Annotated in this window: 19 protein-coding genes; 13 read left to right on the top strand and 6 right to left on the bottom strand. The window is 60.1% G+C overall.

Annotation, left to right across the window (positions count from 1 at the left end; translation table 11 throughout):
• Positions 1–168 precede the first annotated feature (168 nt).
• Positions 169–780 carry a tRNA-(ms[2]io[6]A)-hydroxylase gene (miaE, locus tag KDX37_RS03255; protein WP_231651239.1) on the bottom strand — a complete coding sequence of 204 codons (612 nt, stop codon included), beginning with the start codon at positions 778–780 and terminating at the stop codon, positions 169–171.
• 81 nt (positions 781–861) lie between these two features.
• Positions 862–1,332: a DUF1289 domain-containing protein gene (locus KDX37_RS03250; RefSeq protein ID WP_231651238.1), complete on the bottom strand. Its 471-nt coding sequence runs from the start codon at positions 1,330–1,332 to the stop codon at positions 862–864.
• 400 nt (positions 1,333–1,732) lie between these two features.
• Between KDX37_RS03250 and acnB the strand changes: the two genes are divergently transcribed.
• Positions 1,733–4,333, top strand: coding sequence for a bifunctional aconitate hydratase 2/2-methylisocitrate dehydratase (gene acnB / locus KDX37_RS03245; RefSeq protein WP_231651237.1), 2,601 nt, complete (start codon positions 1,733–1,735; stop codon positions 4,331–4,333).
• A 98-nt stretch (positions 4,334–4,431) separates the two neighbouring features.
• Here acnB and pdxR read toward each other — a convergent pair whose 3' ends face one another.
• Complete coding sequence (pdxR, locus tag KDX37_RS03240) at positions 4,432–5,832, bottom strand: MocR-like pyridoxine biosynthesis transcription factor PdxR (RefSeq protein WP_231651236.1); 1,401 nt, start codon at positions 5,830–5,832, stop codon at positions 4,432–4,434.
• Positions 5,833–5,929: 97 nt separating this feature from the next.
• Here pdxR and KDX37_RS03235 point away from each other — a divergent pair, with 97 nt between their 5' ends.
• From KDX37_RS03235 to KDX37_RS03225, 3 genes are read left to right on the top strand one after another with little or no spacing between them, the layout of a single operon-like run.
• On the top strand, positions 5,930–6,376 hold the full coding sequence (locus KDX37_RS03235) for a GNAT family N-acetyltransferase (RefSeq protein WP_231651235.1): 447 nt from the start codon (positions 5,930–5,932) through the stop codon (positions 6,374–6,376).
• A complete protein-coding gene (locus KDX37_RS03230; RefSeq protein WP_231651234.1) occupies positions 6,373–6,993 on the top strand; it encodes an FMN-dependent NADH-azoreductase in 621 nt (206 codons plus the stop codon). The genes KDX37_RS03235 and KDX37_RS03230 overlap by 4 nt, the downstream gene beginning before the upstream one ends.
• Positions 6,994–7,021: 28 nt before the next feature.
• Positions 7,022–7,453 carry a carboxymuconolactone decarboxylase family protein gene (locus KDX37_RS03225; protein ID WP_231651233.1) on the top strand — a complete coding sequence of 144 codons (432 nt, stop codon included), beginning with the start codon at positions 7,022–7,024 and terminating at the stop codon, positions 7,451–7,453.
• Between the two features lie 63 nt (positions 7,454–7,516).
• On the opposite strand, the gene KDX37_RS03220 is transcribed toward KDX37_RS03225, so the two are convergent.
• Positions 7,517–8,068, bottom strand: a complete 552-nt coding sequence (locus KDX37_RS03220) for a DsbA family protein (protein WP_231651232.1) — start codon at positions 8,066–8,068, stop codon at positions 7,517–7,519.
• 505 nt (positions 8,069–8,573) lie between these two features.
• Positions 8,574–9,905, bottom strand: coding sequence for an aminotransferase-like domain-containing protein (locus tag KDX37_RS03215; RefSeq protein ID WP_231651231.1), 1,332 nt, complete (start codon positions 9,903–9,905; stop codon positions 8,574–8,576).
• 92 nt (positions 9,906–9,997) lie between these two features.
• Here KDX37_RS03215 and KDX37_RS03210 point away from each other — a divergent pair, with 92 nt between their 5' ends.
• Positions 9,998–10,894, top strand: coding sequence for a DMT family transporter (locus tag KDX37_RS03210; protein WP_406641146.1), 897 nt, complete (start codon positions 9,998–10,000; stop codon positions 10,892–10,894).
• A gap of 102 nt (positions 10,895–10,996) precedes the next feature.
• On the opposite strand, the gene KDX37_RS03205 is transcribed toward KDX37_RS03210, so the two are convergent.
• Positions 10,997–15,853, bottom strand: a complete 4,857-nt coding sequence (locus tag KDX37_RS03205; protein WP_231651229.1) for an NAD-glutamate dehydrogenase — start codon at positions 15,851–15,853, stop codon at positions 10,997–10,999.
• A gap of 380 nt (positions 15,854–16,233) precedes the next feature.
• Between KDX37_RS03205 and KDX37_RS03200 the strand changes: the two genes are divergently transcribed.
• The 8 genes from KDX37_RS03200 to KDX37_RS03165 all read left to right on the top strand — a co-directional run bounded on the left by KDX37_RS03200 (position 16,234) and on the right by KDX37_RS03165 (position 24,442).
• Entirely contained in the window at positions 16,234–16,593 is a 360-nt protein-coding gene (locus KDX37_RS03200; RefSeq protein WP_231651228.1) for a hypothetical protein, read from the top strand.
• A gap of 42 nt (positions 16,594–16,635) precedes the next feature.
• Positions 16,636–17,382, top strand: a complete 747-nt coding sequence (locus tag KDX37_RS03195; protein ID WP_231651227.1) for an amidohydrolase family protein — start codon at positions 16,636–16,638, stop codon at positions 17,380–17,382.
• A 239-nt stretch (positions 17,383–17,621) separates the two neighbouring features.
• On the top strand, positions 17,622–18,581 hold the full coding sequence (locus KDX37_RS03190) for an AAA family ATPase (RefSeq protein ID WP_003342804.1): 960 nt from the start codon (positions 17,622–17,624) through the stop codon (positions 18,579–18,581).
• Between the two features lie 4 nt (positions 18,582–18,585).
• Positions 18,586–19,530: a DUF58 domain-containing protein gene (locus KDX37_RS03185; RefSeq protein ID WP_231651226.1), complete on the top strand. Its 945-nt coding sequence runs from the start codon at positions 18,586–18,588 to the stop codon at positions 19,528–19,530.
• A complete protein-coding gene (locus tag KDX37_RS03180; RefSeq protein WP_231651225.1) occupies positions 19,527–20,021 on the top strand; it encodes a DUF4381 domain-containing protein in 495 nt (164 codons plus the stop codon). Before KDX37_RS03185 ends, KDX37_RS03180 begins: the two co-directional genes overlap by 4 nt.
• Positions 20,014–21,072, top strand: coding sequence for a vWA domain-containing protein (locus KDX37_RS03175; RefSeq protein WP_231651224.1), 1,059 nt, complete (start codon positions 20,014–20,016; stop codon positions 21,070–21,072). The genes KDX37_RS03180 and KDX37_RS03175 overlap by 8 nt, the downstream gene beginning before the upstream one ends.
• Positions 21,069–22,787: a vWA domain-containing protein gene (locus KDX37_RS03170; protein WP_231651223.1), complete on the top strand. Its 1,719-nt coding sequence runs from the start codon at positions 21,069–21,071 to the stop codon at positions 22,785–22,787. Before KDX37_RS03175 ends, KDX37_RS03170 begins: the two co-directional genes overlap by 4 nt.
• Positions 22,784–24,442: a BatD family protein gene (locus KDX37_RS03165; RefSeq protein WP_231651222.1), complete on the top strand. Its 1,659-nt coding sequence runs from the start codon at positions 22,784–22,786 to the stop codon at positions 24,440–24,442. The genes KDX37_RS03170 and KDX37_RS03165 overlap by 4 nt, the downstream gene beginning before the upstream one ends.
• The last annotated feature ends 38 nt before the right edge of the window (positions 24,443–24,480 follow it).

Below are 24,480 nucleotides of genomic sequence, written 5' to 3'. Positions count from 1 at the left end.
CTCACCTAGAAAGCTGCCTAGGCAGTGATTGCAAAATATTACTGCCTAGGCAGCCAATGTCAAAGCTTTTGTTAGCTTGCTTACTAAATCGGCATAAAAAAACGACCGCTGGTGAGGCGGTCGTTTTTCAGGGGGCAATCGCGGGGCTGGTTTGGCAGCCTCATGAAATCAGGCGGCGATGGGCGCACCGCTGTGGAAACGGAATTCTTCGTCCGGGCTTTCGATCAGTTCCCGCTCGGCGAGCAGTATTTCTTCGATCTTGGCATCGACGTCGGCCTTGTCACCGTAGGTATGGGCGAGTTTCAGATAATCCTGAAAATGCCGTGCTTCAGACTTGAGCAGGCTGCCATAGAACTTGGCCAGTTCTTCGTCCAGATGCGGCACCAGCGCCGCAAAGCGCTCGCAGGAGCGGGCTTCAACGACCGCACCGACGATCAACGCGTCAGTAAGCCGATAAGGATTATGGTTGCGCACCAGCTTGCGCAAGGCACCGGCATAACGCGCCGAGCTGATGTTGGCCATGGGGATCTGGCGCTTTCTGATGATGCTGATCACCTGTTCGAAATGGCGCAACTCTTCACGGGCCAGGCGCGACATCTTGCTCAACAGATCGAACTTGTCGTTGTACTGGAACATGAACTGAAACGCTGCCCCGGCGGCCTTCTTCTCGTTGTTCGCATGATCGATCAACAGGATATCCAGGTTGCGCAGCGCGGCCTGCACCCAACTGTCGGGGGTACGGCACAACAGAAAGGCTTCGATTTCAGGGATCGGGTACATAAGCTCACAGATCACGGAGAGGCAAAGCCCGGCATTATACGAGGGGCATCGACGTCTCGCGACACAAATGCGCAGCACGGTTCAGCCGCCAAACGCATCCTTCAGAAAGCCTGGCGCGATATAGCGCTGATAATGGGCTTCGGACAACAGGAAGAATTCCCGGTCAATCGCGTCGCGAAGCTCCGGAAGCGACCAGTTGCGAAACTCCGGCAACAGCACAAACCCGTACGCCTCGACCTGGCTGATCACCCGCGCGCCGCGCGCGATCAACTGGTAGGCCCAGCAATACTCGGACTGATGCGGCACAAAGCGGATCTTGCGCTGAACAAGCTGCAAACGCAGTTTCTCGGCATCGAAGACTTCGAGCTTGGCGGTCATCACCTGAACCAGCAGCTGCTCTAGGCGCATCCATACCGCTCTTTTTTCGTCTTCGTTGTAGCCGTTCCAATGAATGACTTCGTGATGGAAGCGCTTGCACCCACGACACACCAGATCCCCGTAAACAGTGGAGCAAAGGCCGACGCAGGGTGTTTTGATGATGTGTTCAGGCATGGCTGGCGGGGCTTGGGAAGGCGAAACAAGGGCTCATGTTAGCCCTTTGTCTAAGCAGGGTCACCCCTGAAGATGTAGGGTCTAACTTACCTTTAGCAAAGTTTTGCCGTAGAATCAGCGAGCCTTTTAAGGCGCCAATGTCCGTTAGAAGCTGTTTTCAAAGCGTCACGAGCACAGTCAAGTTAACCCCGCAGTGCGGCGTCGACAGGCCATTCCCTCATCACGAAGGGCCATGTCGACCGCCACTCCCCCCGTCCTGCAGGCGTAAAACTTTGAAAACAGCTTCTGTAAGGAACTGCCGACACCCTGCCAACAATGCTCAAAAGCATTGCGTGGGTGCGTACGGTTTCTGGATGAGCGTCCCGGACACCCATTTGGGACCACTGATGAGGGTAATACTGTGCTTGAAGCCTACCGTAAACACATCGAAGAGCGTGCCGCCCAGGGTATCGTGCCCCAGCCGCTTAACGCCGAACAAACTGCCGGTCTCGTTGACCTGCTGAAAAATCCTCCGGCTGGCGAAGAAGCTTTCCTTGTCGATCTGATCACCAATCGCGTTCCACCAGGTGTTGACGAAGCTGCTTATGTCAAAGCCGGTTTTCTGTCTGCCCTGGCCAAGGGCGAAGCCACTTCTCCCCTGATCGACAAAAAACGTGCAACCGAACTGTTGGGCACCATGCAAGGTGGCTACAACATCGTGACGCTGGTTGACCTGCTGGAAGATGCCGACCTGGCGCCCGTCGCTGCCGAACAACTCAAGCACACGCTGCTGATGTTCGATGCCTTCCACGATGTGGCTGAAAAAGCCAAGAACGGCAACGCCCACGCCAAGGCCGTTCTTCAGTCCTGGGCTGACGGCGAGTGGTTCAAGAAGCGTCCATTGCTGGCCGACAAGATCAGCCTGCGCGTCTTCAAGGTCACTGGCGAAACCAACACCGACGACCTGTCTCCGGCTCCTGATGCCTGGTCGCGTCCTGACATCCCGCTGCACGCCCTCGCCATGCTGAAAATGGCCCGTGAAGGTATCGTGCCGGACGTACAAGGCTCCATCGGCCCGATGAAGCAGATCGAAGAAATGCGCGGCCAGGGTTTCCCTATCGCTTACGTCGGTGACGTAGTCGGTACCGGTTCCTCGCGTAAGTCTGCGACCAACTCGGTACTGTGGTTCTTCGGCGACGACATTCCTTATGTACCGAACAAGCGCGCCGGCGGCTTCTGCTTCGGCAGCAAGATCGCTCCGATCTTCTACAACACCATGGAAGATGCGGGCGCTCTGCCGATCGAATTCGATGTTTCGAACATCAACATGGGCGATGTGATCGACGTTTACCCGTACGCTGGCAAAGTGTGCAAACACGACAGCGACGAAGTCATCACCACCTTTGAAATGAAAACCCCGGTGCTGTTGGACGAAGTCCGTGCCGGTGGCCGTATTCCTCTGATCATCGGTCGCGGCCTGACCAGCAAGGCTCGCGCCGAACTGGGCCTGCCTGCATTCGACCTGTTCAAGACGCCTGATCAGCCAGCTGAAAGCACCAAGGGTTTCACCCTGGCGCAGAAGATGGTCGGCAAGGCGTGCGGCGTAGAAGGTATCCGTCCGGGCACCTACTGCGAACCGAAAATGACCACCGTCGGTTCCCAGGACACCACTGGCCCGATGACTCGCGACGAGCTGAAAGACCTGGCGTGCCTGGGTTTCTCGACCGATCTGGTCATGCAGTCGTTCTGCCACACCGCGGCTTACCCGAAGCCTATCGACGTCAAGACTCACCACACGCTGCCTGATTTCATCATGACCCGTGGCGGTGTTTCCCTGCGTCCGGGCGACGGCATCATCCACAGCTGGCTGAACCGCATGCTGCTGCCGGACACCGTCGGTACCGGTGGTGACTCGCACACCCGCTTCCCGATCGGTATTTCCTTCCCGGCCGGTTCCGGTCTGGTTGCGTTCGCTGCGGCCACCGGCGTCATGCCGCTGGACATGCCCGAGTCGATTCTGGTTCGCTTCAAGGGCAAGCTGCAACCTGGCATCACCCTGCGCGACCTGGTTCACGCCATTCCTTACTACGCGATTCAGGCTGGCCTGCTGACCGTAGAGAAGAAAGGCAAGAAGAACGCGTTCTCCGGTCGAATTCTGGAAATCGAAGGTCTTGAGAACCTGAGCATCGAGCAGGCTTTCGAGCTGTCCGACGCTTCGGCCGAACGTTCGGCTGCCGGTTGCACCATCAAGCTGGCCAAAGAGCCGATCATCGAGTACCTGAACTCGAACATCACCCTGCTGCGCTGGATGATCGATCAGGGTTACGGCGATCCGCGCACCCTGGAACGTCGTGCTCAGGCCATGGAAGCCTGGGTTGCCAACCCTGAGCTGCTGGAAGCCGATGCTGACGCCGAATACGCTGAAATCATCGAAATCGACCTGGCCGACGTCAAAGAGCCTGTGCTCTGCGCGCCAAACGACCCGGACGATGCCCGCCTGCTGTCTTCGGTACAAGGCGAGAAGATCGACGAAGTGTTCATCGGTTCCTGCATGACCAACATCGGCCACTTCCGCGCTGCGGGCAAGTTGCTGGATCAGGTCAAGGGCCAGTTGCCGACGCGTCTGTGGCTGTCGCCGCCGACCAAGATGGATGCTCACCAGCTGACCGAAGAAGGCTACTACGGCATCTACGGCAAGGCTGGCGCACGCATGGAAATGCCGGGCTGCTCGCTGTGCATGGGTAACCAGGCACGCGTAGAACCGAATTCGACCGTTGTGTCGACGTCGACCCGTAACTTCCCGAACCGTCTGGGTGACGGCGCGAACGTCTACCTGGCTTCGGCCGAGCTGGCGTCCGTTGCTTCGATCCTGGGTCGCCTGCCGACTGTCGAGGAATACATGGGCTACGCCAACCAGATCGATACCATGGCAGCGGACGTGTACCGCTACCTGAGCTTCGATCAGATCGCCGAGTTCCGTGAAGCCGCTGCGAACGCCAACATCCCGGCCGTTCAAGTGTAAGCACGTAACACTGCGTTAAAAGAACCCCATCCTCGTGATGGGGTTTTTTTATGCCCATGGTTCAGGTGGTATTCCCTCCAACTGCCATGAACATGACGCTACAGCACCTGCGCCAACCGAAGCGCCAGTGCCGCTGCCTGCTCAGCGCTCGCGACATTGGTGAAGCAGATGACCAGGCCGTTCCGGGGTGTTGCGCGCCGGTACCATTTCGATAACGGCTCGATGGCCAGCCCTTCCCGCTTCGCACGCCCGGTGATATTCACGTCGCTTCCTGTCTTCAGGATGGCAACCAGATGCATGCCTCCCGCCTGCGGATTGATCTGCAGCCGCTCGCCAAACTGCCACTTCAGTGCATCGATCAACCATTGGCGACGAAGCGCGTACAGGCTGCGCATTTTGTTCAGATGGCGCGCAAAGTGCCCTTCACTGAGAAAAGCCGTGACTGTGGCCTGCAAGAGCTGGGGACAATGGTTGTGCAAACGATCTGCCTGACGCGCAAACGTCTCGACCTGTTCCGGCGGCACCACCAGATAGGCCAGACGCAATCCCGGAAACAGAACCTTGCTGAACGTACCGGTGTAGAGCACGCGCCCCTGCTCATCAAGGCTTTTGAGCGCCGGCAGAGGCTTGCCGAGGTAGCGGTATTCGCTGTCGTAATCATCCTCGATGATCCAGCTGCCCTGCTGATTGGCCCAGCTCAGCAGCGCCAATCGACGCGCCAGGGTCAATGACATTCCCAGCGGGCTCTGATGGGTTGGCGTAACCACGGCAAAGCGCGCTGTCGGGGCAAGCGCGATACCTTGCATCACGTCCAGGCCCTCCTCATCCACCGGGACCGGTACCAATTGCGCGCCAGCCTGTTCAAGCGTCTCGCTCGCCATGAAATAACCCGGGTCTTCCACCCAACAGACATCGCCCGGCCTCATCAAGGTACGACTGATCAAGTCCAGGCAGGCGCGATAACCCGCGCACACGAACACTTGCTCGGCATTACAGGTGATGCCACGAGAGATACCCAGATAGCTCGCGATGGCCGCACGCAACGGGGCGTGACCACGCGCCTCGGGATAGACCAGCCCCTCAAAACCGGAACCCCGCAACTGACGAGCCGCCAGCCTTGTCCATAGTTTGCGGGGAAAAGCATCCAGCGCTGGCAGCCCCATCTGCAAGGCGAGCGGAGGAGTTCCGGTGTGAATTGCCTGATAGTCGCCGGGGATCGTTGCTGCGCGCGGCACAGGCGAAGCCTGACGTGAAAGGTGCGGCGAAACAATCGTCCCGGCCGGCCCTCGCGAGATCAGATAGCCTTCGCCAATCAAAAGCTGATACGCCGCCTCGACTGTGCCACGGGCCAGATTCAACTCTGCGGCCAGCGCACGAACAGCCGGAACCCGGTCGCCTGCACATAAACGGCCGTCAGCAATGCACTCGCGAAAGCGCTGATACAGCTGGCGGTATACAGGTGCGTTGAGATCACGATCCAGCTCAAAGGAAAATGCCATGGCCTAGTCGTTTGTTCAATTTTTGGCTCTATAGCCTATGCCATTACACCTCTAAAGTAAGCCCTTCTCCGCACCACCGAGCAAGGGCACGACGAACATGACGTACACCTTCGAGCATCTGGACACCGACGCAGACCTGCGCAAGAGCTTCGGCTTGATGCAGACACTGCGGCCGCACCTCACGAATGAGCAGACCTACCGCCAACAGCTGAGTCGACAACTCACCCAGGGATATCGGTTATTGGCCGCCTGCCGGGATCAGACGATGGTCGGGCTGGCAGGCTACCGCGAGCTGGAAAACCTGCTGTATGGCCGTTTCATCTACGTTGACGACCTGGTCGTCGATCCGGATATGCATCGTCAAGGGCTGGGTGCCAGCCTGCTGAGCAGAGTTCGCGAAGAAGCTACAAGGCGCGACTGCGATCACCTGGTGCTGGACACCGGGTTGCACATGGCCTTGGCCCAGCGTTTCTACTTCCGTCAGGGGCTTTTGGCCAAAGGTATGCATTTCACACAGAGCCTACTGGCGAGGAGTCCGCAATGAACAATGTGCTGCTGATAAACGCCAGCCCGCAGGGCAGCGCTTCCCATGCCCACCAATTGGCGCTGGAACTGGTGGCCTCGCTCAGGCATCGATACCCGAATCTTCGATTGACTCAGCGCGAAGTGGGCACGATTCCTCTGCCCCCGCTGGGACTTGAGTACGCGCGAGCCCTGACCACCAGGACGCCGTTTGATGCTCCGGTGTTCGATGTTTCGGAGGGGCTGATTCGGGAACTGGAAGCCTGCGATGTGCTGATCATTGCTACACCGATGCACAACTTTTCGCTGCCTGCTGCTTTGAAACTGTGGATTGACTACGTACTGCGGATCGAGCGCACCTTCCGTTCGGGACCAGAAGGCAAAACCGGACTTCTGGTCGACCGCCCGGTTTACGTGCTGGTCGGTTCCGGTGGGTATCACCAGGGCGAAGGTGCCCGGCAACCGGACTTTCTGACTTCTTACCTGCGGGTCGTACTGAACACCCTGGGGCTTTTCGACACCCACTTCACCTATCTGCAGGGCCTGGTTTCCAGCGAGGACGAGGTGCGCTCGGTGCTGGATCAGGCACGCCGCAAGCTGGTGTTGCAACCGCTGTTCAGCCAGCTGACCTGCGCCTGAACCCATCTTTTCTCACAGGAGTTTTACCATGAGCCAACTCAGACTGCCCTTCCCCTCACTCTCACCGGCGGCCTACAAAGGCCTGCTCGTCACCAACGATGCGCTGGCAGAAAGTTCATTGGGGCTGCCGCTGCTCGAATTGATCTATTTGCGGATATCGCAGATCAACGGCTGTTCGTTCTGCCTTGGCAAGCATTCACAAACCCTGCGTGACTGCGAAGTGCCGCAGGCAAAGCTCGACTGTCTGGCCGGCTGGCGGATCAGCGAATTGTTCGATGCACGTGAACGCGCAGCGCTCGCGTGGGCCGAGACGCTGACCCATGTCAGCGAAAAAGGCGCACCGGATGAGCTCTATGAGCCGTTGAAAAAACTTTTCACTGACGCAGAAATTTCGGATCTGACTCTCGCGGCAGCACTGATGAATGCGTTCAATCGCTTGGCTGTGGGCATGAAACTCTAGACGCGACGATGCCGCTGCGCTGCCGAAACCGGTCACCGGAGACAAGCAGACAGCGGCGCCCTGTCAACCCAGCTGAAGCTGAGTCAACCACTGTGCAACCGTATCGCCGCTGCTCATGCCGGGCTGCACCAGACCGTCGACCATGAAGGTCGGAGACACATGGATGCCGTTCTGCCGGGCGTATTTGCAGTGCCATTTGACCGCGTGCTCCAGCTCTGGCAAAGCGAAGGCTTCGGCGAGCGCGATACCGCTGTAACGCTCAAGGCGAGCAATGATGTCGTTCGGTGTGGCGTCCATATTGGGGCCACAGGCGTGATGCTCGAACTCGAACTCGAACTCTTCGCGATGCGCGGCAACGGCGGCCATCACTGTCTTTGCGGCTGCCTTGCCACCTTCAAGCATCGAGGCCGCCAGGATGCAACGGACGATGACGCCCGAGTACATGTGCCAGGGTTGCGATTGCAGGCGGATCTTCAAAGTCAGGTGGTCTTCGCCAGCCTGCTGTAACAGCTCGTCGAACTTGAGGAAGGCCTTGACCGAGAACGGGCAGGTTGGCTCAAGGAACACTTCAAGCGTCCGAGGCCCGTAGCCCCATGTGAGTGCGTCTGCGTGCATGATGAATTCTCCTCTGAAAACGGGCGAATGAGTGCCTATCGGACTACCACAATGATCAGGAGTGTCAAAAAACCTGCTGGCTACGTCAACCCGCTCGGTTTTCGTTGAATACATTGGCCCCTCGTCGGCAAGCTCACCCCCAGATTTCACACACTCACGGATTGTGAAGTGCGGCGTCGTGAGCGAGCTTGCTCGCGAAGGCTGTTTGTCAGGCAATACATGTCGGGCAGATGTATCAGCAGGTCACTTTCTTGAGCTGCGGATTCAGTGGTCTCTGCGCTCGGCTCAGGTCACCTTTTCGCCCCTCGGCGACCCATTTTGATGGGGCCAAAGTGGGTGAAGCCCTGGCTCAGGTTGGGTAGGTCTGCGGCGGATCCCTTGGTCCTGACACTGATCCGGCGGTCGCTGCACCTTGCGTCGCACTCTTCGGTGTGGCGGCTATTGGGGTAGAAAGGCGCTGTTTGTTTTTGAGTGTGTCGGACTGGGCTTTCTTTGCACCGCTGGCTTACGAATAGACCAGAACCGCGTCTCTGACCTTTTCGAGCCCTCGGCGCAGGTCTTCCATGCCCACGGAACCCAGCGCGATACGAATGGCATGCGGCGCGCTGCCAGCAATCGCAAATGGCTCGGCTGTCGAGACGGCGACGTTCTGGCGTAACAAGGCCATGGCCACCTGATCTGCACGCGCGTCTTCTGGCAGCGGCAGCCACAGAAAATACGAAGCGTGGTGGCTCAGAAAGTGAACGCCTGCCAGCACCTCACGCGCCAAAGCCTGCCTGGCCTGCGCATCACGACGCTTTTCTGTCTCCAGTTGCAGGACGGTGCCGTCCTCGAGCCAGCCGGTGGCGATGGCCGTCATGACACCTGGCGTGTTCCAGGTGGTCGCCCGGAGGGTACGTTCCATGACATGCACCTTGTCGACCGGCGCTGCCACGAACCCGACCCGCAGGCCCGTGGCAACACTCTTGGACAGCCCCGACACATAAACTGTCCGCTCCGGGGCAAGCTGCGCGAGCGGCGCGGGGGCGTTTTCGACCAGAAAGGCGTACGCCGCGTCCTCGATGATCAGCAACCCGTGCTGTCGTGCAATCGTCACCAGTTTCTGTCGCTGAGCCGCGTCCATCACCCAACCAAGTGGATTGTGCAGGGTGGGCATGGCGTACACGGCTTTGACATAACGTTGGTGGCACAGCGCTTCAAGCGCGTCCAGATCCGGACCGTTCTCAAGCACGGGGATGGGCAGCACCTCCAGATGCAGGGTTTCAGCCAGCACCTTGAAGCCTGAGTAGGTCAGCGTATCCGCCGCTATCACGTCGCCGGGTTTCAACAGCGCCATCATGGCGACAGCCAGCCCCTGCTGCGCGCCGTTGACGATCAGCACCTGCCCGGCGTCCACCACCAGCCCGCGCACATGCAAATGGCAGGCGACAGCAGCACGCTCATGAAGGCGGCCTGCGTGAGGCTGGTAACGCAACAACGCTTCAAGATCGCCGGACAATGCCAACTGGCGCAAAGCCTTGCGCAGCAGTTCTGCCTGACCTGGCAGCGCCGGGTAATTGAAGTTGAAATCAATCATGCCGACCGCGACTTCTTTCTGGTCAACACCCAGCCCCGGCGACAACGCTGTCTCGCGGACGAACGTGCCCCGCCCTGCTTCACCGCTGACCAACCCCATTGCTTCCAGCTCGGCGTAGACACGCGTGGCCGTTACCAGCGCCAGCCCCTCTGTGGTCGCGAGCTTACGATGGGTGGGCAAGCGCGAACCCGGCGGTAAATGTCCCGACCGGATATCTGCAGCGAACCTGTCGACCAGGGACTTGTAGCGCGAACGAGGCATAGCGGACTGTATCCATGACAATTTTTTGATTGTGCTGAATTGCCGCTCTACGATGCCGCAATCAACTTCCTTTGAACAGCGCGAGTGCAGCCATGGAACAGGCAATGAACCGTCCGGCGAAAGAGACCGGCAGACCGATCAGCGGCTGGGTAAACGGACTGATCGGCGTATTGATCTTCAGCGGCTCCCTGCCCGCCACGCGTATCGCGGTAACGGAGTTCGATCCGGTCTTCCTCACTGCCGCACGCGCCACCATTGCCGGGCTTCTGGCGCTGTGCATGCTGGCCATTTTCAGGGAAAAACGTCCGGCTACATCACAGCTGTTTTCGTTGGCCATTGTGGCACTGGGCGTTGTGGTCGGGTTTCCGTTGCTGACGGCGTTGGCTCTGCAGCATGTGACGTCTGCGCACTCCATCGTCTTCGTCGGCTTGCTGCCCCTGATGACAGCGATCTTCGGCGTATGGCGCGGCGGCGAACGCCCAAAGCCGATCTTCTGGGTGTTTTCGATAGCCGGCAGCGCGACGGTGGTGGGTTTCGCGGCGTCGCAAAGCATCACCGCCTCTGTAACTGGTGACATCCTGATGTTGCTGGCGATCGTCGCTTGCGGGCTGGGCTATGCGGAAGGTGCACGGCTTTCTCGAACACTGGGCGGCTGGCAGGTTATCTGTTGGGCGTTGGTGCTGGCGTTGCCGGTCATGCTGGCGCTGAGCTTTTTTCTCAGGCCACCCACATTCGCCGACATCAGCGCCCCGGCATGGAGCAGTCTGTTCTACGTGTCGGTGTTCAGCATGCTGATCGGTTTTGTGTTCTGGTACCGCGGTCTGGCGCAGGGCGGCATCGCTGCGGTCGGCCAGCTTCAGCTTCTGCAGCCCTTTTTCGGCCTGACACTGGCCGCCACTCTGCTGGATGAGCCCGTCAGCCTCGGCATGCTCGGCGTGACCCTGGCGGTCATTGTGTGCGTAGCCGGGGCCAGACGCTTTTCAACGTGAAGAACCTCACGACACAGCCCTGAGACCCATCCAGCCACACACAATAAAAAACCCCACGCCTTTCGACGTGGGGTTTTTCAACGTTACAGCCTGTCAGGACAGTCAGACGGTGACGGTCTGCCCGCTCATGGCCAGGTCAAGCAGCTCGCGGTTGGCGACGGCATACATGGCGTAGTCCGTGCCGCTGGCCGCACGCAGCTCGACCAGCATGGCGCGCCAGCGCTCGACCATCAGCGAGTGCTGTTCAAGCCACAGCGCCAGACGCTCCTCGATGTCTGCCGGGCCGTCAGGCATTTGCAGGACCGATACGGTGATTGCGCGCTGCTGCCAGTCGATGTCGTCGCGGAACGCTTCACGCGCCAGCGCCTGCCAGTTGTTTTCCACTGGCAGACTGCTGATCTGTTGCAGGTACCAGGTCACGTCCAGCGCACTGCCCACTGCGAAGTAAGCCTTGGCCACGTCGGCAGCGTTCTGCCCGGTGACGTCAGACGCTTCGATGATCGGCAGCAACGTGTACAAGTGGCTGGTGCCTGCAACCATGCGGGCCAGCAACTCAGGCACACCGGCTTCGACATACGCCTGATAACGGGTCTGCCAGACTTCGCGGGTCGGACCTTCCAGCAGTTCGTCGAGTTTGAGGCCCAGTGCAGCGATGTGCGGACCGAAGTGCGCTACGTCACGACCGGCATCCAGCTCGTTGCGACGGCTGCGCAGGAACCAGCGCGTGGCACGACGCCCGAGACGCATCAGCTCATCCATCAGCGCCAGTTGGACTTCGGCAGACACTTTGTAATCCAGCGCTTCGATCTGACGGAACCAGTGCGGGAGGTGAAAGATGTCACGCACGATCACGTAAGCACCGGCCACATTCGCGGCACTCATGCCAGTCGACTCTTTGAGTCGTTGCACGAAGGTGATGCCCATGTGGTTGACCAGGTCGTTGGCGATCTGGGTGCTGACGATCTCGCGTTTCAGACGGTGACCGCGCATGGCCGTGGAGAACTTGGCGCCCAGCGATGGCGGGAACGCCGTTTCCATGTCGCGGGCCAGGTAGTCATCATCCGGCACACGGGATTCCAGCAAGGCTTCCTTGAGGTCGATCTTGCTGTAGGAGATAAGCACCGAGAGTTCGGCACGGCTCAGGCCATGGCCCGCCGCTACGCGCTCGGCGATCTGGTCTTCGGCCGGCAGGAACTCGATGGCGCGATCCAGCTTGCCGCGCACTTCAAGGTCGTTCATCAGGCGCTTGTACTCAGCGATGCGCTCGAAAGCACGACGTGCTGCCAGAGACAGTGCCTGAGTCTGCTTGTAGTTGTTGCCCAGAACCAGGTGACCCACTTCGTCGGTCATGCTTTCAAGCAGCTGGTTACGCTGCTTTTCAGTCATGTCGCCAGCCTGCACCACTTCGTTGAGCAGGATCTTGATGTTCACTTCGTGGTCGGAGCAGTCCACACCACCGGCGTTGTCGATGAAGTCAGTGTTGGTCGCGCCGCCGTTGAGGCCGAACTCGACACGGCCAAGCTGGGTCATGCCCAGGTTGCCGCCCTCACCCACCACTTTGCAGCGCAACTCGTTACCGTCGACACGCAGAGCGTCGTTGGCCTTGTCGCCTACGTCAGCATGGGACTCTTCGCTCGACTTCACATAGGTGCCGATGCCGCCATTCCACAACAGGTCCACCGGTGCCTTGAGCAGCGCGTGCAGCAGTTCGGTCGGGGTCAGCTTGTCGGCCTTGATGTCGAAGCGCGCTTTCATCTGCTCGGTGATCGCGATGCTCTTGGCACTGCGCGGGAAGATACCGCCGCCAGCGGACATGATGCTGGTGTCGTAGTCGGTCCAGGCCGAACGCGGCAGGTCGAACAGACGCTGACGCTCGACGAAGCTGGTGGCCGGGTCCGGATTCGGGTCGATGAAGATGTGCAGGTGGTTGAACGCGGCGACCAGTTGCAGCTTGTCGGACATCAACAGGCCGTTGCCGAACACGTCGCCGGCCATGTCGCCGATGCCGATCACGCTGATGCTGTCCTGCTGAACGTTGATGTCGCGCTCACGGAAGTGACGCTGCACACCGACCCACGCGCCCTTGGCGGTGATACCCATCTTCTTGTGGTCGTAACCGGCCGAGCCACCCGAGGCAAACGCATCGCCCAGCCAGAAGCCGTAGTCAATGGCGATACCGTTGGCGATGTCGGAGAACGTTGCGGTGCCTTTGTCGGCCGCAACCACCAGATACGGGTCGTCGTCATCGTGGCGAACCACGTTGACCGGCGGCACCAGTGTGCCTTCCTTCAGGTTGTCGGTGATGTCCAGCAGACCGGAAATGAAGATGCGGTAGCACGCGATGGCTTCCGCTTGCACTTCGTCACGGTTGCCGGTAGTCGGCAGACGACGCGGAACAAAACCGCCCTTGGCGCCCACTGGCACGATGACCGAGTTTTTCACCTGCTGAGCCTTGACCAGACCCAGCACTTCGGTACGGAAGTCTTCTTCGCGGTCCGACCAGCGCAGGCCGCCACGGGCAACGTTGCCGAAGCGCAGGTGCACACCCTCGACACGTGGCGAGTAAACGAAGATTTCAAACTTCGGCACCGGCTTGGGCAGCTCGGGAATCAGACGCGGGTTGAACTTGAAGCTGAAGTAACTCTTGCTCTGGCCATTGGCATCGGCCTGATAGAAGTTGGTACGCAGGGTCGCCTTGATCAGGTCCAGATAACGACGCAGGATGCGGTCTTCGTTGAGCACCTGAACATCGTCCAGAGCGGTCAGAATGGCCTGTTCGAGACGCAACTGCTTGTCGTCGAGATCGTCCGAGCCGAGTTTGCGGGCCAGATAGAAACGGGTCTTGAACAGACGCGTCAGCTCGCGGGCGATGTCAGTGTGGTTGTTCAGGGTGCTGGCGATATAGCCCAGGTCAAAGCCCAGACGAATCTGCTTCAGATAACGGGCGTAGGCACGCAGCAGCGCCACGTCGCGCCATGGCAAGCCGGCGGTCAGCACCAGGCGGTTGAACGCATCGTTTTCGGCATCGCCGCGCACGATGTGTACGAACGCGTCCTGCAACGTGTCGTTGAGTTGCTGGATATCGAGATTCAAGCCTTCGCCGTACGTGAACGCAAAGTCATGAATCCAGAACTCGCGGCCATTGGCGTGGTGCAGGCGATACGGGAACTCTCCCAGCACGCGCAGGCCGAGGTTTTCCAGAATCGGCAACACGTCGGACAACGCCAGCGGCGTATCGGCGTGGTACAGCTTGCAATGCAGTTGCTGGCGATCACCGGCCAGCGGCTGGTAGAAACTCATCACCAACGGATTGGTTTCGCTCAGGCTCAACACGTGCTGCATGTCGACCACAGCCGAATGCGCCGCGAAGCGCTCGCGGTAACCTGCCGGGAAACCTTTCGGGAAGTCGGCCAACACATTGGTGCCGTGGGCTTCACCGAAGCTTTCGACCACCAGACTGGCGTAGTCGTCCTTCCACGAACGGCACGCCTGGATGACTTCGTTTTCCAACTGGGAAACGTCGATTTCCAGATTGATCTTGGGGTCAACGCGCAAAATCAGCTGCACACGCGCCAGTACGGACTCCGAGAAAAACGTCCAGAATTCGCAGTCGCTGGCCTTCAGGCGATCCATCAGTACCTGCTGGATCTTTTGGCGTACTTCGGTGGAATAGACATCGCGCGGCACATAGGCGAGGCAGTAGCAGAAGCGGCCGTACGGGTCTTTGCGCAGGAACACGCGGATCTTGTTGCGTTCCTGAATCTGCACGATCGACATGACCGTGGAGAACAGCTCGTCAATCGGGGTCTGGAACAAATCATCACGTGGCAGGACTTCTACCACCTGCGCCAGCTCCTTGCCCAGGTGCGCCTTGGCATCGAAACCGGAACGACGCTCTACTTCTGCGACCTTGCGACGAATGTACGGGATCTGCCGGACGCTCTCGCCATACACGGACGAGGTGTACAGGCCCATGAAACGGCATTCCTTGATGACCTTGCCGGACGCATCGATCTGACGAATCGAGACAAAGTCAGGATACGCAGGGCGATGCACACGGCTAGGCACGGCGGCCTTGGCGAAGGACAGCAGCTTGGGCTCTTGCAGGTATTTGACTGCGTAATCTTCGATGTGCAGCTCTTCACGGCTCAGGCCCGGACGCAGCAGCTTGGTGAGGCCGAGGAAAGACGACTCGTCGTAAACCAGCTGACCGCCTTCGGCATCGTTGCTGACTTCAAATTCTTCATAACCGAGGAACGTGAAGTGGTTGTCCACCAGCCATTGCAGAAAGACCTTGATCTCGGCTTTTTCTTCGACATCGGTGTTGTATTCGTTGGCATCAATGCTCGCCAAAAGCTCGTGCAGGCGGGCTTTCATCGGTTCGAAATCTTCTACCGCAGCACGCACCTCACCCAGTACCTGCTCCAGCTCGCGGGCCAGCACGTTCAACTCGCTGGCGTTGGCGCAGCGGTCGATTTCCAGATACATCAGCGATTCCTGAAACACGTCGTCGCCGGCCGCGCCCTTGGGCAGCAGCTCAAGCAACTCGCCGGTCGCGCTGCGACGCACGCTCAGTACGGTGGTTTGCAGGGTATGGATGCTGTAGCCGCGGCGGTTCAGCTCGGTACGAACCGAGTCGACCAGGAATGGCAGATCGTGATGCAGCACTTCAACGGCGGTGTGAGTCGATTGCCATCCGTGACGCTCGTAATCAGGGTTGTACACCCGTACCTGTGGATGCGCGTGCTCAAAGCGCTCCAGCAGACGCCAGGCAGACAGCGTGCAGCCAGCCAGGTCTGACAGACGACGCTGAGTCAGTTCATCCAGAGAAATGATGCCGAAGAATTGCTCGGCGAACAGCGCCACTTGTGGCAGAGCCTGTTCGCTGATGTGCTGAGCCAGTGCCGATTGCAGTTGATGCTGGAAGTCGGCCTTGCTGGCTGCGGTGAAGAACGCCATCTGTGGTACTCCGCTTTGGCTTTTATTGGGGAGGCTTGAAGAAGGTGTTGCGACCGTGGGTGCGGGCATCCAATTGCACCGGCACCACCGGATCGAGTGTAAAGCTAAAGTACTAACGCCTGATGTGTCCGGGTAGTCACATTTGAATTCCGGGGTGCCTGCCAGAAAAATCGGCAGGTACGGCAGTCCTTTTTACACGACTGCTCGTCTTTGGTGCAGCTTAACGAGAGCGGACACGACACTACTTACGAGGCTGCGACATATTCGGTCATCAGTCAGCAGCCCAGCCCGCACGGTCGTGCCAATATTGACCGATAAAATTCATCCGGGAGTGGCAAAATCCGCAACTCATCCTCCCGGCCCGCCATTTGGAACCCCCTATGCTCATCAAGACCGACAGCTTCATCGCCGACCCTTGCGACGACGAATACGACGATATGGCCCTGCTGTGCTGCCATTCCGAACAAGGCGAGCTGTTTTCACTGTCGCGCTTCCCTGATGAAAACGAAGTGGACATCACCGTTCGCGATGACAAGACCCTGACCGTGTCGACCCTGAAGGTAACGTTTAGCGCACAGCGCCTGCTGGTGGAACTGACGCCTGCGGACGGCAAGCAGCTCGACGGTCACGAGCAGTACGAGATCCAGCACAGCACACCTGCGAGCAGTCTGCAGGACATACAAGAAACGCTGCAGATCATTCTGAAAGATGTCGGTACTTACGTCAGCGAGATCAACTGATCGCAATTGTCCGCACCCTCACCTCGCCAACAGGAGTCAGCCATGCCCCGGATATTTGATGCCCATTGCCACATCATTGACCCGCACTTCCCGCTCCAGGCCAACAACGGCTTTCTGCCCGAGCCTTTTGGCGTCGAGGATTATCTGGCGGTCGTCGAGCCATTGGGCGTTGTCGGGGGTGCCGTGGTGTCCGGTTCGTTTCAAGGCTTTGATCAGAGGTATCTGCAAGAGGCGCTGCGCCGTCTGGGGCCGGGCTTTGTCGGCGTCACGCAATTGCCTGCTTCCGTCACCGACGCAGAGCTGGAAACCCTCAATGGCTTCGGCGTGCGCGCGCTGCGCTTCAACCTCAAGCGCGGCGGTTCAGAACAACTCGATCAGTTGGAAGCACTGGCACTACGGGTTCACCGGCAGGCAGGCTGGCACTCGGAGCTGTACATCGACTCCCGCGAGCTGGCCGAGATCGAAGACAGAATCAGCAAACTGCCCGCAATCAGCGTCGATCATCTGGGCCTGAGTGCCGAAGGCCTGCCGGTTTTGCTGCGTCTCGCCGAGCGCGGCGTGCGGATCAAGGCGTGTGGCTTTGGGCGTGTCGACTTTCCGGTGCAGGCTGCCTTGAAAGACCTATACGCCGCCAATCCAGACGCGCTGATGTTCGGTACCGACCTGCCGTCGACTCGGGCGCCCAGACCGTTCGAGAAAAATGACATCGACCTGGTGACCGAGGCGCTGGGCGAGACAGGGGCACACAAAGTCTTGTGGGAAAATGCGGCACACTTTTACCGGCTTTGACACGGATTTTAAACAAATACGGTGGTATTACGGCGCTGAACAACAGCCTAATGACCACCGTTCCCTACACGCAACAGACGCAAGTTGTAGGGCAATTCCCAAATAAACGTCTTACTTGTCTCTAAACACTATAAAAAACGCTCTAGTCGTTAGTCGATAACAGCCTGGATGGATTAAAGTATCGCCCCCAGCTATCGGTCGACCGAAACAGCTGATTACCCTGCCAGGAACCGTCACCGATGGAACATCGTGAAGCGCTGATTGCGCTGCGAACATTTCTTTCAACGCAAATCCTCGGCCAGGAAAAGCTGATCGAACGCCTGCTGATTGCCCTGCTCGCCGACGGCCACATGCTGGTCGAAGGTGCTCCGGGGCTTGCCAAGACCAAAGCCATCAAAGAACTGGCCGAAGGCATCGAGGCACAATTTCACCGCATCCAGTTCACGCCTGACCTGCTGCCCGCCGACATCACCGGCACCGAAATCTATCGCCCCGAAACCGGCAGCTTCGTGTTCCAGCAGGGCCCGATCTTCCACAATCTGGTGCTGGCGGATGAAATCAACCGCGCGCCAGCCAAGGTTCAGTCGGCACTGCTTGAGGCCATGGCCGAGCGTCAGGTCAGCGTGGGGCGCAGCACCTACGACCTGTCGCCGTTGTTTCTGGTCATGGCCACTCAGAACCCGATCGAGCAGGAAGGCACTTACCCGCTGCCCGAAGCGCAGCTCGACCGGTTCCTGATGCACGTCAAGATCGGCTTCCCCGATGCAGCCGTTGAACGCAAGATTCTCCAGCAGGCGCGCGGCGAGGCCCTGAACGGCGAAACCAAGCCGGAACGTCGCGTCAGCCAACAGGCAATCTTTGCTGCACGCAAGGAAATACTCGGTTTGTACATGGCTGACGCGGTGGAGGAATACCTTGTGCAGCTGGTCATGGCCACCCGTACGCCTGCCAAGTTCGACCCGGAGCTGGCCGAGTGGATCGCCTATGGCGCCAGCCCACGGGGTTCCATTTCGCTGGACCGCTGCGCCCGCGCCCACGCATGGCTGGCCGGACGTGATTTCGTCAGCCCTGAAGACATTCAAGCGGTTCTGTTCGACGTACTGCGTCACAGGGTCATCCTGTCGTTCGAAGCCGAAGCTGCGGGCATCGATCAGGACCGCGTGATTCAACGGATCCTCGACGTCGTCGCCGTCGCCTGATCTCATGCAACCCTACCTGATCCCCCAGCCGGGCATTCGTGTCACCCTCAGCGAACTGATCGAGATGCGTCATCGCGTTCGAGAAGTGCAGCTGTTTTCGACGCCCAGTCGACGCAGTCCGCTGATTGGCCTGCACCACTCCAAGTTGCGTGGCCGTGGCGTGGACTTCGATCAGGTGCGGGTCTATCAGGCTGGCGACGATGTGCGCAGTATCGACTGGCGCGTCACTGCTCGGACCCAGGAGCCACACACCAAGCTGTTCCATGAAGAACGCGAGCGGCCCATTTTCATTCTGGTGGAACAGAGCCGCCGCTTGTTCTTCGGCTCGGGCCTGATGTTCAAGTCGGTACTCGCCGCCCAGGCAGCGGCGCTGATGGGCTGGGCGGCGCTGGAACACAACGACCGGGTCGGCGGGCTGGTGTTTGGCGACAACGAGCATTACGAGATCAAACCGCGACGCAGCAAGCAGAGCCTGTTGCAGTTGCTCAATAGGCTGGTGCGGGTCAATCAGTCGCTGCACACTGAAATCCCCGCTGACCGCGATGCGTTCGGCACTGCGTTGCGACGCGCCCGTGAAGTATTGCGCCCGGGCAGTCTGGTGATCGTGTTGTGCGACGAGCGCGCCCTGTCCGATGCAGCCGAACAGCAATTGAGTCTGTTGTCGCGGCACAGCGACCTGTTGCTGCTGCCGCTCGCCGACCCGCTGGACCGCGCGTTACCCGCTGCCGGCCTGCTGCGTTTTGCCGAACGCGGTGCGCAACTGGAACTCGACACCCTCGACCCGGAAATGCGCCGCGCCTATCGCGCTCAGGGCGAAGAACGTTCGGCACGCTGGGAGCTGCTCGCGCAAAAACTGCGTGTGCTGCTCATACCGCTCAGTACTCAGCTCGGACTCGTCGAGCAGTTGCGCGAGTTCCTGAATGCCCAGCGTCCGGCGAAACGCAAATGAATCCCCTTGATCAGCTACAACCTCTGATCGCACCCGAAGCCGTTGGTTTCTGGCCGCCAGCACCGGGCTGGTGGCTATTATTGCTGTTGATCCCCGCAGCGGGCTGGGGGCTTTGGCGTTTGCGCACGATGCTGCCGATCAAGACCAGCAAAGCCCGCGCCGAACAGCCCCTCGATCCGGTTCGCGCCGCAGCGCTGGTCGAACTGGCCAGCCTACCCAAACCCTATGACGGCGCACCTGCCGGTGCATGGCTGCAACAGATCAACGGGCTCCTCAAGCGTCTGTGCCGCAACCACTACCCGCACAGCCAGAGCCACACGCTCAATGGCCGAAAATGGCTGGCGTTTCTCGACAATCGCTGCCCGGCCGCAGGGTTGACTCGCTGGATGATTCTGGTCGAGGGCGCGTACAAGCCTGAATGCAGGCTCGATGACAAAGCCATCACCGGGCTGACGCAGGCGGTCGACACCTGGATCCGCAAGCATGTTTGAGTACGTCTGGCCGTGGGTGTTTGCCTTGCTGCCATTGCCGTGGCTGATGCGCGTGGTGCTGCCCACGGCCGACAGCGGTGAGGCGGCGCTCAAGGTCAGTTTTCTCAGCGAACTGGAAGGGCTCAGCGGACGCCGTGCCAAGGCCAACCTGCCAGCGTGGCGGCAACGCGCGCCTTTTCTGCTGATCTGGCTATTGTTGCTGATCGCTGCCGCTCGCCCGCAATGGCTGGGCGAGCCGCTGCCCGTGGCCGCCAGCGGCCGCGACCTGCTGGTGGCAGTGGATGTGTCCGGCTCCATGGATTACCCCGACATGCAGTGGCGCACCGATGAAGTCAGCCGACTGGTGCTGGTCCAGCATCTGCTCGGGGACTTTCTGGAAGGTCGCGAAGGTGATCGCGTCGGCCTGATTCTGTTCGGCAGCCAGGCCTTCGTTCAGGCGCCGCTGACCTTCGACCGACGTACTGTACGCATTTGGCTTGATGAGGCAAAAATCGGCATCGCAGGCAAAAACACCGCCATCGGTGATGCCATCGGCCTGGCCCTCAAACGCCTGAGGTTACGCCCCGCCAACAGCCGGGTGCTGGTACTGGTCACCGACGGCGCCAACAATGGCGGGCAGATCGACCCGATCACGGCTGCACGTCTGGCCGCCGAAGAAGTCGTGAAAATCTATCCTATCGGCATTGGTGCAGACCCCGATCAAAGCGGGGTTCAAGGCATGCTGGAGCTGAACCCGAGCCTGGACCTGGATGAGCCGACCCTCAAGACGATCGCCAGCATCAGCGGTGGTCAGTACTTCCGCGCACGCGACGGCGATCAACTGGAAAAGATCCGCGCCACCCTTGACGCACTCGAACCCGTTGCCCAGCAACCCACTCAAGCCCGCCCGGCGATGGTGCTTTACCAATGGCCGCTGGCCCTGGCGCTGCTGCTGAGCGCAGGTCTGGTGGTGCGCGACCTGTGGCCGAACAACGCGCTGCAACGGCTGCTTGCACGCTGGAGGGCCATCGGCTGGCGCGAACGGTTCGATCGCCTGCGGAGGTCACGATGATCGCTCTCTGGCCGCACTGGTTCCGTCCCTGGTGGTTGCTGATCGTGCCGTTGCTCATTCTCTTGATATGGCAGCTGTGGCATCGACAAAAGCGCGCAGGACGTTGGCAGATCCTCCTGCCAGCCGCGTTCCATTCAGTGTTGCTGAATGGCGGGCGTGGCGGTAACAGCAAGCTCCCGTGGATCGTGCTGAGCCTTGCGTGGTTGCTGGCCTTGCTCGCGCTGCTTGGCCCCAGCTGGCAGCGGGTCGAGCAGATCAGCCAGAAACCGGTGGATCCTCTGGTGGTGCTGCTGGAACTCACACCGCAGATGCTCGCCACCGATGTGTCTCCCACACGACTGGAACAGGCACGGCGTAAATTGCTCGACCTGTTGCAGGCACGCAGTGACTCGCAGACTGCCATTGTGGTGTACGCCGGCAGTGCCCATACGCTGGTGCCTCTTTCCGACGACCTGGTGACCAGCCACAATCTGCTGGAAGCCATCAAGCCGTCGATCATGCCGGTCGCGGGTCAACGCGCCGATCTGGCGGTGAAAAAAGCGCTGCAATTGCTCAAGCAGGGCGCGCTGGGCCAGGGCCGTATCCTGCTGATCGGCTCGTCGCTGAGCGAACAGGAACGCCAAGGCATTCATGACGCGTTACGCGGACAATCGCCGCCGTTGCTGATACTCGGCGTGGGCACTGCCGACGGCGCCCCGGTAACGCAGGAGAACGGCAGCCTGCTCAAGGATGAACAAGGTGCGATTCTGGTTTCCCGCCTGGACAGCACCAGCCTCAATGAATTTGCCGATCAGGTGGGCGGCAGCTACCGTCAGGCTCGCAACGATGAAGAGGATCTGCGAAGTCTGGGTCTGCTCGACAGCCCGAAAAACCTGCGCAGCGACGGGCAACTTGTGCAACTCGACACCTGGGCCGATCAGGGACACTGGTTTCTGCTGCCGCTGCTGCTGATTGCCGCGTTGGCCGGACGACGCGGCTGGCTGTTCTGTCTGCCGCTGTTCTTCCTGTTTCCGCAAACCAGCCAGGCATTCGAATTCGAAGATTTGTGGCTGCGCCCGGACCAGCAGGGCCAGCGCCTACTGGAGCAGCGGCGCCCGGCTGAAGCCGCCCAGCGTTTCGAAAACCCGCAATGGAAAGGCGTAGCGTTCTATGAAGCGGGCGACTACGCCACTGCTGCCCAGCGCTTCGCCGAAGGCAATACCGCCGCCGACCACTACAATCGTGGCAACGCACTGGCCCGCAGCGGCGAACTCGAGGCGGCGCTGGATGCTTATGAACAGGCGCTGGAACGCCAACCCGTGTTTCCTGCCGCACAGAGCAACCGCACGCTGGTGCAGAGCGTACTGGACCAGGCAAATGCCCGACCGCCCATCAAGGACGAGCAGGAAAAGGCCGATGAGGAAGGTCAGAACGCACAGCGATCGTCACAGGATACGACCAGCGACACATCACCCGCTAATCAGGACCCTGGCGAGCCCGGTGAAGACCCATCCAGCGACAGCCTGCCTCCCGAAAAGAACGGCAGTGATAGTTCGGGTTCATCGATGGATGATGACACCACCACCCGACCACCGATCCAGCCCGCCGACAGCACCATTACCGGCGAGCGTCGTCAGGAACTCGAACAGTGGCTGAGACAGATTCCGGACGATCCGGGCGAACTGCTGCGGCGCAAATTCCGCTACGAACAGCAACATCAGGAAAAGACCCGATGAGTCGCGTGTACACCCTAATGACCGGCCTGCTCTTGAGCCTGTTCGCCTTGTCGCTTCACGCTGCGCAGTTGACCGCCAGCGTCGACCGCATGCGGGTCACAGCAGGTGAAACCGTGGAACTGACGCTGGAAACCGACGACGTTACCCAGTTCGGCAAGCCGGACCTCAGCTCGCTGGATGAGCAATTCGATGTGCGTGATACCCGTCAGGTCAACCAACTGACGACCCTTGGCAGCAGCGGTCAGGCCACCACGCGCTGGATCATCACCCTGCTGCCTCGGCAGACCGGCAGCGTAGTGATCCCGCCGCTGTCGCTGGGCGAACTGAAAAGCCAGCCGTTGACCCTGCAAGTCATCCAGAACGAGCCCAAGGAGCAGAGCAACACCCAGGCTCCGGTCTTTATCGAGGCCTCGCTGGATCAGGACAGCGTGTACGTACAGGCTCAGGCCGTGCTGACACTGCGCGTTTATCACTCGGTGTCGCTGTTCGATGACAGCAGCCTGAGCGCCCTGCAAGTGCCTGATGCACGGATCGAAAAGCTTGGCGACTCGCGCACCTATGAAAAGCTGATCAACGGGGTGCGTCACGGGGTGATCGAAATGCGCTATGCCCTATACCCGCAGCAGAGCGGCGTGCTGCACATCCCGCCACAGGTATTCAGCGCCACACTGGTACAACCCCCTGCAGAAAGCACGCAGGCGCAGGATCCCAGCCCGTTCGGCCCGCAACCGGGCAAGCTGATGCGAGTCAGCTCCGCCGAAATCGCGCTGACGGTCAAACCCAAGCCGGTCGACTATCCGGCCAACACGCCCTGGCTACCGGCGCGCTCGATCAGCCTGGAAGAAAGCTGGAGCCCGGAACCAGGCAAAAGCCAGGTTGGCGACTCTCTGACGCGCACGTTGATACTCAAGGCCGAAGGGCTGGCCGGGGCACAACTGCCGCCGCTGCCAGCCACCGAAGTACCCAACCTGCGTCGTTACCCCGACCAGCCGCAAATGCGCAATCTGGCCAGTGAACGCGGTTTGATCGGCACGCGTGAAGAACGTGAAGCACTGGTACCTAGCCGTGCCGGCGCCATCGACCTGCCAGCCGTTGAAGTGACCTGGTGGAATACCCGCGAAGACCATCTGGAACACACCAGCCTGCCCGCGCGCACCTTGCAGATTCACGCCAATCCCGGCCTGACCGTTGACACGCCGGTGAACAACGACATGGGCGGCCTGACTGTGGTCGGCCCTCCCGTCTGGCCCTGGCAGATGAGCACGCTGTTTTTCGCCTGCACCACGCTGCTGGGTTTCGGCCTGTGGTGGCGCGCACGCGGACAACCGGCAATCGCCCGGACCGTGCAGGCCGGCCCGAGTCCGCGTACCGTGCTGGACGATCTCAAGCGTGCCTGCCTGGCAAACGACCCGCAGGGCACCCGCCAGGCGCTGGATACCTGGGCACGTCAGCAGCCTGAAACGCTGGCTGACATGGCCGCCCGCTTCGTGCCGCTCTCCGATGCGCTGGACGGTCTGAACGGCGCGCTATACAGCGAAACCGGCAAATTCTGGATGGGCGAAGACCTCTGGCGGGCGATCCGCACCCTGCCCGCCGCCGAACATATTCAAGACCCGGCAGGCGATGCCGGATTGCCGCCGCTGTACCCCAAATGAGGGTGCAGCCCAGGCAACACTTCTTCCTGACAAGGTAA

It is taken from the genome of Pseudomonas californiensis, from assembly GCF_021147775.1.
GTDB classification, from domain to species: Bacteria; Pseudomonadota; Gammaproteobacteria; order Pseudomonadales; family Pseudomonadaceae; genus Aquipseudomonas; species Aquipseudomonas californiensis.
Note: the sequence above shows the minus strand (reverse complement) of the source record. Positions and strands in the feature narration are given on the sequence as shown.

Bases quoted from the DNA above. Each gene is read 5' to 3' on its own strand.
- KDX37_RS03235 (WP_231651235.1), top strand. From the start codon at position 5,930: ATGACGTACACCTTCGAGCATCTGGACACCGACGCAGACCTGCGCAAG.
- KDX37_RS03170 (WP_231651223.1), top strand. From the start codon at position 21,069: ATGATCGCTCTCTGGCCGCACTGGTTCCGTCCCTGGTGGTTGCTGATC.
- KDX37_RS03195 (WP_231651227.1), top strand. From the start codon at position 16,636: ATGCCCCGGATATTTGATGCCCATTGCCACATCATTGACCCGCACTTC.
- KDX37_RS03215 (WP_231651231.1), bottom strand. From the start codon at position 9,905: ATGCCTCGTTCGCGCTACAAGTCCCTGGTCGACAGGTTCGCTGCAGAT.
- KDX37_RS03220 (WP_231651232.1), bottom strand. From the start codon at position 8,068: ATGCACGCAGACGCACTCACATGGGGCTACGGGCCTCGGACGCTTGAA.
- KDX37_RS03250 (WP_231651238.1), bottom strand. From the start codon at position 1,332: ATGCCTGAACACATCATCAAAACACCCTGCGTCGGCCTTTGCTCCACT.
- KDX37_RS03165 (WP_231651222.1), top strand. From the start codon at position 22,784: ATGAGTCGCGTGTACACCCTAATGACCGGCCTGCTCTTGAGCCTGTTC.
- KDX37_RS03175 (WP_231651224.1), top strand. From the start codon at position 20,014: ATGTTTGAGTACGTCTGGCCGTGGGTGTTTGCCTTGCTGCCATTGCCG.
- KDX37_RS03225 (WP_231651233.1), top strand. From the start codon at position 7,022: ATGAGCCAACTCAGACTGCCCTTCCCCTCACTCTCACCGGCGGCCTAC.
- KDX37_RS03210 (WP_406641146.1), top strand. From the start codon at position 9,998: ATGGAACAGGCAATGAACCGTCCGGCGAAAGAGACCGGCAGACCGATC.
- KDX37_RS03185 (WP_231651226.1), top strand. From the start codon at position 18,586: ATGCAACCCTACCTGATCCCCCAGCCGGGCATTCGTGTCACCCTCAGC.
- KDX37_RS03230 (WP_231651234.1), top strand. From the start codon at position 6,373: ATGAACAATGTGCTGCTGATAAACGCCAGCCCGCAGGGCAGCGCTTCC.
- KDX37_RS03190 (WP_003342804.1), top strand. From the start codon at position 17,622: ATGGAACATCGTGAAGCGCTGATTGCGCTGCGAACATTTCTTTCAACG.
- miaE (WP_231651239.1), bottom strand. From the start codon at position 780: ATGTACCCGATCCCTGAAATCGAAGCCTTTCTGTTGTGCCGTACCCCC.
- pdxR (WP_231651236.1), bottom strand. From the start codon at position 5,832: ATGGCATTTTCCTTTGAGCTGGATCGTGATCTCAACGCACCTGTATAC.
- KDX37_RS03205 (WP_231651229.1), bottom strand. From the start codon at position 15,853: ATGGCGTTCTTCACCGCAGCCAGCAAGGCCGACTTCCAGCATCAACTG.
- KDX37_RS03180 (WP_231651225.1), top strand. From the start codon at position 19,527: ATGAATCCCCTTGATCAGCTACAACCTCTGATCGCACCCGAAGCCGTT.
- KDX37_RS03200 (WP_231651228.1), top strand. From the start codon at position 16,234: ATGCTCATCAAGACCGACAGCTTCATCGCCGACCCTTGCGACGACGAA.